General features: G+C 41.8%; 11 protein-coding genes. 5 read left to right on the top strand and 6 right to left on the bottom strand.

Annotation, left to right across the window (positions count from 1 at the left end; all coding sequences use genetic code 11):
- From DCK90_RS06990 to DCK90_RS06975, 4 genes are all read right to left on the bottom strand, one after another.
- The gene (locus DCK90_RS06990; RefSeq protein ID WP_108245468.1) at positions 1-735 is read right to left on the bottom strand and encodes a LytR/AlgR family response regulator transcription factor; all 735 of its coding nucleotides are present in this window, start codon (positions 733-735) and stop codon (positions 1-3) included.
- A gap of 235 nt (positions 736-970) precedes the next feature.
- Positions 971-1,261 carry a hypothetical protein gene (locus tag DCK90_RS06985; protein WP_108245467.1) on the bottom strand — a complete coding sequence of 97 codons (291 nt, stop codon included), beginning with the start codon at positions 1,259-1,261 and terminating at the stop codon, positions 971-973.
- A 588-nt stretch (positions 1,262-1,849) separates the two neighbouring features.
- Positions 1,850-2,503 carry a gluconate 2-dehydrogenase subunit 3 family protein gene (locus DCK90_RS06980; protein ID WP_108245466.1) on the bottom strand — a complete coding sequence of 218 codons (654 nt, stop codon included), beginning with the start codon at positions 2,501-2,503 and terminating at the stop codon, positions 1,850-1,852.
- A complete protein-coding gene (locus DCK90_RS06975) occupies positions 2,503-4,221 on the bottom strand; it encodes a GMC oxidoreductase (RefSeq protein WP_108245465.1) in 1,719 nt (572 codons plus the stop codon). Before DCK90_RS06975 ends, DCK90_RS06980 begins: the two co-directional genes overlap by 1 nt.
- A gap of 136 nt (positions 4,222-4,357) precedes the next feature.
- Here DCK90_RS06975 and DCK90_RS06970 point away from each other — a divergent pair, with 136 nt between their 5' ends.
- The 5 genes from DCK90_RS06970 (at position 4,358) to DCK90_RS06950 (ending at position 9,569) form a co-directional block, all read left to right on the top strand.
- Complete coding sequence (locus tag DCK90_RS06970; RefSeq protein WP_108245464.1) at positions 4,358-5,356, top strand: sugar phosphate isomerase/epimerase family protein; 999 nt, start codon at positions 4,358-4,360, stop codon at positions 5,354-5,356.
- A gap of 23 nt (positions 5,357-5,379) precedes the next feature.
- Positions 5,380-5,823, top strand: coding sequence for a DinB family protein (locus tag DCK90_RS06965; RefSeq protein ID WP_108245463.1), 444 nt, complete (start codon positions 5,380-5,382; stop codon positions 5,821-5,823).
- A 23-nt stretch (positions 5,824-5,846) separates the two neighbouring features.
- Entirely contained in the window at positions 5,847-7,076 is a 1,230-nt protein-coding gene (locus DCK90_RS06960; RefSeq protein WP_108245462.1) for a nucleoside permease, read from the top strand.
- Positions 7,077-7,173: 97 nt separating this feature from the next.
- Positions 7,174-8,412: an MFS transporter gene (locus tag DCK90_RS06955; RefSeq protein WP_108245461.1), complete on the top strand. Its 1,239-nt coding sequence runs from the start codon at positions 7,174-7,176 to the stop codon at positions 8,410-8,412.
- 20 nt (positions 8,413-8,432) lie between these two features.
- Positions 8,433-9,569 (top strand): Gfo/Idh/MocA family protein, encoded by a 1,137-nt coding sequence (locus DCK90_RS06950; RefSeq protein WP_108245460.1) that lies wholly within the window; start codon positions 8,433-8,435, stop codon positions 9,567-9,569.
- Between the two features lie 50 nt (positions 9,570-9,619).
- Here DCK90_RS06950 and DCK90_RS06945 read toward each other — a convergent pair whose 3' ends face one another.
- Together DCK90_RS06945 and DCK90_RS06940 are read right to left on the bottom strand one after the other, a co-directional pair.
- Positions 9,620-10,084, bottom strand: coding sequence for an ASCH domain-containing protein (locus tag DCK90_RS06945; protein ID WP_108245459.1), 465 nt, complete (start codon positions 10,082-10,084; stop codon positions 9,620-9,622).
- Positions 10,085-10,095: 11 nt separating this feature from the next.
- Positions 10,096-11,799: a GMC oxidoreductase gene (locus tag DCK90_RS06940; protein ID WP_108245458.1), complete on the bottom strand. Its 1,704-nt coding sequence runs from the start codon at positions 11,797-11,799 to the stop codon at positions 10,096-10,098.
- Positions 11,800-11,930 lie beyond the last annotated feature (131 nt).

Raw genomic sequence — 11,930 nt, 5'->3', positions numbered from 1 at the left:
TTATAGCATATCCAAAAAGTCGGATTTTTTTTGCCGGGAGACTGGGATTTTATGATTGGATTCCAGAACCACATAACCGTCGGTTTTGAGGAATTCTTTTATTTTGTTGAGATTGATAATATAAGAGTTATGTATTCTAAAAAAGCTACTTTCTGGCAACAGGGCATTGACTTCCTTCAATTTTTTCGTGAGAAGGATTTTTTGTCCATCCTTTAGAAAAATAGTGCTGTAATTACCGTCGGATTCTGCATACAGGATTTCATCGCTGTTCAAAAAGACCAATTTACCATCCGTATTGATGGTTATTTTTTTGCTTTGCGATTCCGAATTAAAATTAAGAAGAATTCTTTCCAAGCGTTCAACGGTCAAATTTTTGGCGTTGAACTTTTTTATTTTGGCTATGGTTTCCTCCAAGTCATCCGAATCTATCGGTTTTAGGAGATAGTCGATGGCCTCATTTTTTAGGGCCTGCAGGGCATATTGGTTATAGGCTGTAGTAATGACTACCGGAAAATCCTTGTTTTTCAAGTTTTTTATAAACTGGAACCCGTCCATTGCGGGCATTTCAATATCCAAAAATAGACAATCGGGAGTGTTCTTTTCCAAATAGTCCAAAGCTTCCCTGGCATCTGTAAAAGATGCAATAATATCCACTTCATCGCTCAAGTTGGTAAGTTCCCAGCTTAGGCTTTGGAGGGCTTTTATCTCGTCATCAACTATTACTGCTTCTAGCATAATCTAATATAGGTTATACCAAATTTAGAATTATTCTCTACATGGCAATAAAATAATGTGTTAATGGATATTTAGCACGTATAACTGGTATAAAAAGGGGAATCAGGTGAAAAATCACTGGTTTTTTCTGTTTTGGGCTTTAGTTAGCAGGAAAGCTAAAGCTGGTTTCCCATACGCAAAAACCAATTATACATAAAACAGAACAGTTTATACATAGACATTATATGCGTGAAATTTAGTTGTCTATATTCGGCATGTCAAAAATAAGAGGACAATTTTGAAATAGCCAGAAAATGAAAAAATGTGCAATATTGTTTTTGATTTTGATAGTGGCATTGTTTTTTGCCGCGTTATCAGAAAAGAACAACGCCCAATTGGGAGGCGATTGGAATAAGGTTGTTGCGAAGAAATGATTTTGTAACACATTAGCTCTTAAAATTTTTGTATTACCAAATAATTGTACGGCCACGGCAACCAATCTTTTGATTGTATAAACCGCTTGCACAATTAACTTCTGTTTGGCCATAATCTGGATTTGGTTTTAGGTTTCGGGGGAACTACCTAGGACAAAAAAAGATTTAGTAAGGCTCAATTGAAGAGGCCGTACTCTTTGGTAATATTTGGCTCTTTGGCCGGTTCATCGTAAAAGCAAGACCAGGTAAGCATACTTCTATGTTACTTGGTCTTTTGTTTTTACAGATTTTGTAAAGTATTGCTTACAAGGCAAGTCTGTGCCTAGATTTCAACATTTTGTGTTAAAAACTTTAAGGGTGTTTTTAGCGTTGAATCTTTAAAAACTCAAGGTATTTTTAAATCTTTGTCTGTGTTGACCGAAAAATTCAATTTAGGTAGACTTCACTCGCTGTAAAGCAAAGAATTCTCGAATTGTTTTTTGGAAATCTTCAACAAATTACTGTGCCGATAATACAGTTATTGCTGTACTGCATATACAGTTATTTTGTGCCTTGAATGGCAAATGTGATAGTGTTTATTGATTTTATGCCTCGGATAAGTTTACCCCACAGTAGAACCATCCGAGGTATTTTTTTGGTAACCGTATATAAAAAAACCCCCAGTATTGGAGGTTTTTGATTTTATGGATGTTAATTAAAGCTTAGATAGACCAAGCCTTGCCGCCTGTCAAGGTTTCAAGGTCGCCACAACCGATATATTCACCAGGAATTGGCAAATAAGCCAATACTTCCTCACCCACATATTCTGAGGATTTGTAGGCCCAAGTGGCCAAATCCCTCAAGTCATTGGCAAAGGAAAAACGGGCAATATCATCATCCAAACTACCTTCTCCACTTTGCATAATGGCTTCCATGTAGTTCATGATGGCTTCGGAATGTGCTTCTTCCTCTTCATCCGAACGTTTTCGTAGGTATGCTTGCAAAGCTGGCTCTATATCCGCGGCTTCCAAATCCAATAGAGATTCTTTGCCAGAATCGGCCAATACCTTGTCATAGAACTTGTTCATTTTCATGATGACAAACTCTCTTTGGTCCAAAGGCATTACTTCGTCCAAATAGGCATCGATAAATACATGAACATTTACCTCGGTTGCAGAAGGAGTATCCGTTTTGGGAAGAATTACATCCACGGTCTGCGCTAAGGCATACCCTTGCTCCTTGCTCAAAAAGCTGGGGGACCACTCCGAATATGCGGGTTTGTCCTTACAGCTTTGCAATAGCGATAACAATGTCGGGGTGGCCACGGCATAACCGAAGGCCAGTCCCATATTTTTAAGTGCTGATCTTCTTTCCATTATATATTTCCTTTTTTAAGTTCTTGGGCGGCATGGTTGGCTGCCCTTGCGGTAAATGCCATATAAGTCAACGATGGGTTTACGCAACTTGCAGATGCCATAAAGGAACCATCGGTCACATATACGTTCTTACATCCGTGTACTTGGTTGTTCCCATTGACTACGGAAGTTTTTGGGTCAAGCCCCATACGGGCGGTACCCATTTCGTGGATTCCCAGACCCAATGCATAAGGGGCGTTGAAAGCGGTGATATCTTTTGCACCTGCTTTTTCGAGCATTTGAACCGCTTGCTCTTGCATATCCTTGCGCATGTTGTGCTCGTTTTCACCGATTTCGGCATCAAAGGTTACAGTAGGGAGTCCCCACTTGTCCTTTTTGTCGTAATCCAAGGTCATTTTGTTTTCGTGGTAAGGGAGGGTTTCACCGAAAGCATTGATGCTAAAGTTCCATCCACCGGGAGTCAACATTGCATCTTTATATGCTTTTCCGTAAGCTGCTTCGGCGACCAATTCTTCGTAATTGCCTCTGCCCGCACCTCCTTGGTACCCATAACCACGTTTAAAGTTTTTCATATCGGAATCACCGCCAAGGTTTCTAAATCTTGGAATGTACACTCCATTGGGCTTTCTGCCCTTGTAGTATTTGTCTTCGTAACCATCAAACTTACCGGATGCACCTACTAAAAAGTGGTGGTCCATAATGTTGTGGCCCAATTCTCCGGAGTCGTTTCCTAAACCGTTAGGGAACCTATCCGATTTGGATTGCATCAAAATGGAAGTAGAAGCAATGGCAGAAGCACATAGGAAAATAACTTTTGCTTTGAATTCAAATTCTTCCTTGGTTTCTCTATCGATAACCTTAACGCCTGTAGCTTTCTTGGTGTTAGGGTCATAGATTACCTCGTGTACAATGGAATCTGGTCTAAGGGTCATGTTTCCTGTAGCTTCGGCAGCTGGCAACGTAGAAGAAACGCTGCTAAAATATGCTCCGAAAGGACATCCTCTAATACAACGGTTCCTAAATTGACAACGAACCCGACCGTCACCATCAAACTGTTTGTCACTGTTTATGTGGGCCACCCTACCTGCAGTGATAACACGGCCACCAAAATGTTCGGCGACCTTGCCTCTTACGTGGTCCTCTACACAATTGAGTTCCATCATGGGCTCAAACTGTCCATCGGGAAGTTGAGGCAGACCTAAATTTTCACCGGATACACCGATGTAACTTTCAACTTTATCGTACCAAGGGGCTATGTCCTTGTAGCGTACTGGCCAATCCACGGCGATTCCCTCATTTTTGTTTGCAGTGAAATCAATGTCGCTCCATCTGTAGCTGTGTCGTCCCCACATAATGGAACGTCCACCTACGTGGTAACCTCTCATCCAATCGAAACGTTTGGTCTCGTTGTAAGGATGGTCCAAGTCGTTTACAAACCAATGTTTTGAGGCTGCACCAGTGGTGTAACCGGTTCTGGATTGTTTCTCTTGTTGCTTAACGTCTTCTCGGGTTGCTCTGCCCGCATGCTTAAAATCCCAATCGTCCATATTGGCCGTAGGGTAATCTTCACGGTGTTTTACCATGGGGCCACGCTCCAAGACCAAAGTCTTGAGACCGTTTTCGCACAATTCTTTTGCAGCCCAACCACCGCTGATACCCGTACCTACCACAATGGCATCGTAGGATTCCTGCTCCTGATTGTAATAAAATTTACTCATTTATTCGGATTGTTTATTTGCTAAATGTATTAATTATTAAATTAATTTTCTACATTTAATCCCTATGTTTATTGAGAATTCAGCACTATAACGTTGTAGTTTTTGGATTCCACACGAAATTAACTAACGTAAAAATATGAACAGAAGTAGTTTAGCACAGAAAAGTATTGTCACACTTATTGCCGTGGCTTTTTTAGGATTTTATTCCTGTAAAGAGAATTCAAAGAAGGAAACAGCGGAGGAATCTGGTACCGAGGTAGTAGCAGAAGATGAGCCTAAACCGGACATTAAGCTTTCTCTGGCACAATGGTCCATTCACAAAATGATTTTCGAAGAAGGCGTTGATCCTTACACGTTTGCGGAAAAAGCAAGCAAATGGGGTTTTGAGGGATTGGAATATGTGAGCGCTCTTTATTATAAAGAACTGCAAGCTGCGAATTTTTCCGAAGAGGCCATGAACAAATGGGTGGAAAAGAGTAAGGCCGAAAGTGAAAAATATGGATTGAAGAATCTTTTGATCATGGTGGATGGACAAGGCGACATCGCGGTTCCTGATGAAGCCGAAAGAACAAAAGCAGTGGAAAACCATTATAAATGGGTAGATGCGGCCGCAGCTTTGGGTTGCCACTCCATCCGCGTTAACCTTAACGGAAGCATGGAGCCAGAAGTATGGATGCCTGCATCCGTTGCGGGGCTTACCCAATTGGCCACTTATGCCAAGGACAAAAACATCAATATTATTGTAGAGAATCACGGCGGGCCATCTTCCAATGCCCAAATGTTGGCAGACGTTATGGAAAAAGTGGGCATGGACAATTGTGGTACATTGCCGGATTTTGGAAACTTCTGCATCAAAAGGGAAGCAGGGGATTACTATTCATCAGAATGTTTGGAAGAGTACGACAAATATAAAGGGGTAAAAGAATTGATGCCTTATGCCAAAGGTGTTAGTGCCAAATCCTACAGTTTCAATGAAGAAGGCTATGAGACCAGAGTGGATTATCCTAAAATCATGGATATTGTATTGGATGCTGGATACGAAGGTTATGTTGGGGTAGAGTACGAAGGCTCTGAACTTAGCGAAGAAGAAGGAATATTGGCAACCAAGAAACTTTTGGAAAAAGTACTGGAATAGTCCTACTTAATATAAATGGGTAGATGAAGGGATTTTTACAACAGCTCTTCGATTACAATTTCTATTGTAACAAAAAAATAATTGAACAATGCAGTGGTCCGGGCCAGGTTCCGGACAACTGCATTAGACTTTTTAGTCATATACTAAATGCCCATCATATTTGGAACCAAAGGATACTGGAATACCCAACTGAATTTGGAGTCTGGGACCTGCATGAGGTAGATACATGGGAAGACATTCATTACGAAAATCAACGAACTTCCTTTGAAATTGTATCCAGCACGGATACTTTTGATAAACGAGTGGAATATACCAACAGTACAGGAAAGAATTTTTCAAATAAACTGGAGGACATCCTTTTTCATATCATCAATCATTCCACGCACCATAGGGGGCAAATTATGATGGAGTTGAGAAATGCGGGGATAGTGCCCGAGCCTTTGGACTATGTGCATTACAAACGATAATTACTAATTTTTGAATACCAACAATGAATATTAAGACCAAATTCCAACTCTCCTTTATGATGTTCCTCGAATTTTTTATCTGGGGAGGTTGGTTTGTTACCCTGGGAACATTCCTAGGGAATAATCTAGAAGCAACAGCAGGGCAATCCTCGATGGCTTTTTCCACCCAATCATGGGGTGCTATAATAGCTCCGTTCATTATTGGACTTATTGCTGACAGATATTTTAATGCCGAACGAATTTTGGGGGTATTGCACCTTATCGGTGCATTTTTAATGTACCAGATGTATCAATCGGACGATTTTGCCGCCTTCTATCCATACGTATTGGGCTATATGATTTTGTATATGCCAACATTGGCTTTGGTGAATTCCATATCGTTCAATCAAATGAAAGACCCAGCAAAGGAGTTCTCGAATATCCGTGTGTTTGGTACCATTGGTTGGATTATCGCAGGGTTGGTAATAAGCTACCTTTTTGTTTGGGACTCTCCAGAAGCCTTGGAAGCGGGAATGCTTAAAAATACGTTTTTGATGGCAGGAATCGCTTCGGCAATTTTGGGACTTTTCAGCTTCACATTGCCAAAGACACCGCCAAAGGTGGACAAAAGCGAAAAAGTGACCATCTCCGATGTGTTGGGACTTGATGCATTGAAACTGTTGAAGGATAAAAACTTCTTGGTGTTCTTTATATCATCAGTATTAATTTGTATCCCGTTGGCTTTTTACTATCAAAATGCCAACCCGTTCCTGTCAGAAATAGGATTACCAAACCCAACAGGTAAAATGGCTATCGGTCAAATTTCCGAAGCACTTTTCATTCTGGCACTACCTTTCTTTTTCACCAGATTTGGATTTAAGAAGACCATATTGGTAGGTATGCTGGCCTGGACGGTTCGTTACCTATTGTTCGCCTATGGTAATGCTGATGAATTATCTTTTATGCTGATTCTTGGGATTGCACTGCATGGAATTTGTTATGATTTCTTCTTTGTATCCGGACAAATTTATACCGATACAAAAGCTGGTAAAAAGTACAAAAGTGCAGCACAGGGCTTGATCACATTGGCCACCTATGGAGTGGGAATGTTAATAGGTTTTTGGATCGCAGGACAGATTACCGATTCACTTACTATGGAAGACGGCGCCCATGCTTGGGAAAGTATTTGGATTTATCCAGCAGCATTCGCGGCAGTAGTATTCGTGTTGTTTGCATTAATATTCAAGAACGAGAAAGTAGAATATAAATCTTAGGTAATCGGGAATGCACATGCTCGGACACCCTTTGATTTAAATATGATCAAAATAGGACATAAGATTATAGATACAACCAAAATTAACTGAAACAAAAATGAAAAACGTAAACAAGAATCAGCTATTTCTGGCAGCCTGTATATCGCTGGTGGTTACATCCATGACCTTTGCCATTAGGGCGGGTATATTGACCCAATTAGGGGAGGAATTCATGCTTTCCAATCAACAATTAGGTTGGATAAACAGTATGGGCTTTTTTGGATTCCCTATTGCCATGATCTTTGGTGGATTGCTCTACAATAAAATTGGGGCACGTAAACTCATGGTAACAGCATTTGTCTGCCACATGCTTGGATTGATCCTTACTATAATGGCAGGAGGGTTTTGGACATTGATTATATCCACCTTCTTTATTGGCTTTGCCAATGGTTCGGTGGAAGCGGCCTGTAATCCAATGATCGCCGATATGTTCACCAAGAACCGTACAGCCATGTTGAACAGGTTCCACGTATGGTTCCCTGGAGGAATTGTAATCGGCTCCCTTATCTCCAAGTTTATGACCGATTTTGGAATGGGTTGGCAATTGCAGATCGCGGTAATGTTGATACCTACGCTTATCTACGGATATATGTTCTTTAAGCAACAGTTTCCAGAAAGCGAACATATCGAAACGGACACCACAAAGAACATCAAAGGTCTTGCAGACCCATTGTTCATTTTTATCATGTTGTGTATGACCCTCACCGCAATTTCAGAATTTGGCCCTCAACAATGGGTGGAACGAATTTTGGGTAATTCTGGGGCAAGCCCCATGTTGGTCTTGGCCATGGTGACCGGTATTATGGCCATAGGCCGATATTTTGCCGGGCCCATTGTACATAGGCTTAATCCTATTGGGGTTTTGGTGATGTCCGCCCTGATAACTACCGCAGCAGTGTATAGCATGAGTGTTGCCGAAGGCTCCATGATTTATTTGGCAGCCGTTCTTTTTGCGTTGGGAGTTTGTTATTTTTGGCCTACCATGATTGGGTTTACTTCCGAATACCTTCCCAAAACGGGAGCATTGGGAATGTCCTTGGTAGGTGGGGCAGGAATGTTCTCCACGGCCATATGGCAACCCGTGATCGGCGGTTGGTTGGACACAGCAAAAGAAACAGCTGTTTCATCTGGACTTGCCGATGAGGTGGCGGAATTGGCAGCAGGAAAGGCAACCTTGGGGAAAATGATGTTTTTTCCGTTGGCAGTGTTGATTCTGTTTTCCATTTTGTTCCTGTTTCGTAAGAAATTGGAAGAAAGAAGAGTGCCTCAGGGCCATACAGCAGAAGAAGTAGTATAATTGAAAATAAAATAATAAAAATGCCTAAAAAGATTAGACTCGGAATTCTCGGAGGAGGAGGGGATTCGCTTATTGGTGTGCTGCACAGGGTGGCAGCCTTTATTAATGATAATTACGAGATTGTTGGTGCTGTGTTTAACCCAGACCATGATGAAAGTATAGCTTTTGCCAAGGAAATTGATATTCCAACCAATCGTATCTATAAAGATTTTGATACATTGATAGAAGAAGAAATGAAGCTTCCAGAAGACGAACGTATTCAAGTTTGCTCCATTCTTACGCCTAACTTCTTGCACTTTCCAATGGCAAAAAAGTTATTGGACAACGGATTCCACGTCATTTGTGAAAAACCGATGACCACGACATATGAAGAGGCCAAAATCCTTCAAGAGACCCTTAAAGAAGTCAAAAAGGTATTTGCCGTAACACATACATACACAGGTTATCCGATGGTGCGACAAATGCGCGAGATGATAAAGGACGGTGTTATTGGGAAAGTACACAAAGTTGATGCGCAATATTATCAAGGTTGGATGAACCCTATTATTCACGATAAGGAAAAGCGTAGGACCGTATGGAGACTCGACCCCAAAAAAGCGGGAATCAGTTCTTGTATGGGAGATATCGGTGTACACGCCTTTAACATGATAGAATACACCACCGGTCTGCAGGTGCAATCCTTGCTCTGCGATTTCAATTATATGTATGATGACAATGTCATGGATATGGATGGTACCGCCCTTATTCGCATGGGCAAAAACGTAAAAGGAGTCATTAGGGCCAGCCAAGTGGCCACAGGTGAGGAGAACAATCTCACCATAGCCATTTACGGTGAAAAAGGAGGATTGAAATGGGAACAGGAAAACCCAAATTACCTCTACAAGTTGAATGATCCAGAACCGTTGCAGGTATATAAACCAGGGCATCAGTACAATTCCAAACTGTCTTTGGACGGAACAAAGTTGCCCCCTGGACACCCAGAAGGTATTTTTGACTCTATGGCCAATATCTACCTAGGTGTTGCAAGGGCCATCCGTGGTGAAGAATACAATGATGGTGAATTCCCTACAATGATGGACGGTGTACGTGGACTTAATTTTATAGAGAACACGGTAGCTTCCCACAAACAAGGAAATATTTGGGTGGATATGGATTAAATCCTTATGTATTCAACAAAGAATAGGTAATGGCTGCCAATTGGCAGCCATTATTTTTTATAAAGCATCTCAAACTGCTCAAACACCACAATCATACTTTCGGTAGGTTTGGTTTCTAACTCAGATAATTCCCGGGTATAATAATCCCAATGGACCTTTTTCCAATGGTCGAGGCTTTTATCTCCTTCACCCTCCAAACGGGCATGCTCTTCCCTGATGCTAAAGTAGGGGAGAAGCTTAACCGCGGTGGTCCGGATAACACATTTGGCATTTCCGTTCCAATCCGTGACCACATAAAAATCTCCTATTTTGGGCAAAGCTTCATTTCGGAGCTGTATTCCCTTTAGCGAATGGGTAGTGGCTCTTTTGGTTTCTTTACAGATTAAATCCGCGCATAGGTCGGCATCCTTTTCATTGTCAAAAAAGTATATGACCTTCGGAGCGTCTTCAGAGGCAAACTCTAAATGAGCATCCAAAAAGTCGCCCCAAAGATTTCGGGCAGAAGCATTTTCCATAAGTAGGCTTTTTAAGCAAATTTATTCTGTTTGAATTGTTCCGCGGCATGGTTGGCGGCCCTTGCCGTAAATGCCATATAGGTCAAAGATGGGTTTACGCAACTGGAAGAGGTCATAAAAGCCCCATCGGTAACATAAACATTGGGTACTGCATGCAATTGGTTGTCCTTGTTAAGTACAGAGGTTTTTGGGTCGTGGCCCATTCGGGCACCTCCCATTTCGTGAATACCTAGACCTGGTCCTGTCTCCATATCAAAAACGGAAATATTTTTAAAGCCGGCCGCTTTCAACATAGCCTCACCTTCTACCTTTATGGCTTCTCGCATATTGTATTCGTTTTCTTTGAATTCAACGTCAAAATCCAGTTGGGGCAGTCCCCATTTATCCTTTTTGTCCTTGCTCAAGGTTACTCGGTTGTCGTGGTACGGTAACATTTCACCAAAGCCGCCCAATCCAATTTCCCAGCCTCCAGGCTTTAAAATGGATTCTTTTAGCGCCTCTCCATATCCCATCTCTGCAACCATTTCCGACCAATCGGTTCTGTTGGCCCCTCCTTGATACCCAAAACCACGAAGGAAATCGGGGCGTTTGGTTTTCTCGTCCAAATTAACAAATCTCGGAATATAAACCCCGTTGGGTCTTCTGCCCTTGTAGTATTTGTCCAAATGTCCATCGACCTTGGCAGATGCGCCCAATTGGTAGTGATGGTCCATAATGTTTCTGCCTAGCTGGTCGTGTTCGTTGCCCATTCCATTGGGAAACCTGTTGGATTTGGATTGTAGCAGAATACCCACCGATGCCATGGCGGAAGCACATAGAAAAACTATTTTACTGTTGAATTCCAGTTTTTCTTGCGTTTCTGCATCTATAATTTTTACACCTGTGGCCCTGTTGCGGTTTTCATCATATACCACTTCGTGAACAATGGAATTTGGCCTCAAGGTCAAGTTTCCGGTTCTTTCCGCAGCGGGCAAGGTAGATGAATTACTACTAAAGTAACCTCCGAAGGGACAACCCCTCCAACAACGGCTTCTAAATTGACAAGGTCCTCGACCCGTAAAATCGGTAGTGTTTTCAGTAATATGTGCCGCACGGCCAATAGTCAGCAATCGGCCATCATCAAATTCTTTGCTCAGGGATTCTTGAAGCTCTTTTTCCACGCAGTTGAGTTCCATAGGTGGCTGAAAAACACCATCGGGCAACTGCTTAAGTCCAAGGGCCTGCCCGCTAACGCCTATGTAGGATTCCACTTTGTCGTACCAAGGAGCAATATCTTTGTAGCGCACCGGCCAATCTACGGCAATACCCTCCTTCTGGTTTGCTTCAAAATCAATGTCGCTCCATCTATAACTTTGTCGTCCCCAGGTCAGGGATCTTCCCCCCACTTGATAGCCCCTGATCCAATCAAAACGTTTGGTCTCTTGGTAAGGGTGTTCCAAATCGTTCACAAAAAAGTGTTTTACATCTTCTTTGGGCGCCCACCCGACCCTAAGTTGTTTATGATATTTTTCTTTGTCCTCACGGGAAAGCTCTCCTTTAAAGGTATAATCCCACGGATCATCGTTCATGGTTTTATAATCTTCAATATGCTTCACCATTGGCCCTCGTTCCAACACCAATACGTTGAGTCCGTTTTCGCATAATTCCTTGGCGGCCCAACCGCCACTTATGCCCGTTCCTACAACAATGGCATCATAAACTTTGTTTTCAATCACTTTAATGTTGTTTTAATTGTTAGCTAATCCCTATATTTATGTTTTTCTACATGAGACCTAAAAATAGCATAGTTTTTTTCTTAAATATAAAAGATAAATCCCAATTAATTTGGGATTTCCTAATTCCTTAA

Source organism: Muricauda brasiliensis (assembly GCF_003057865.1).
Taxonomy (GTDB): Bacteria; Bacteroidota; Bacteroidia; order Flavobacteriales; family Flavobacteriaceae; genus Flagellimonas; species Flagellimonas chongwuensis.
This window is presented reverse-complemented; position numbering and strand designations above follow the sequence as displayed.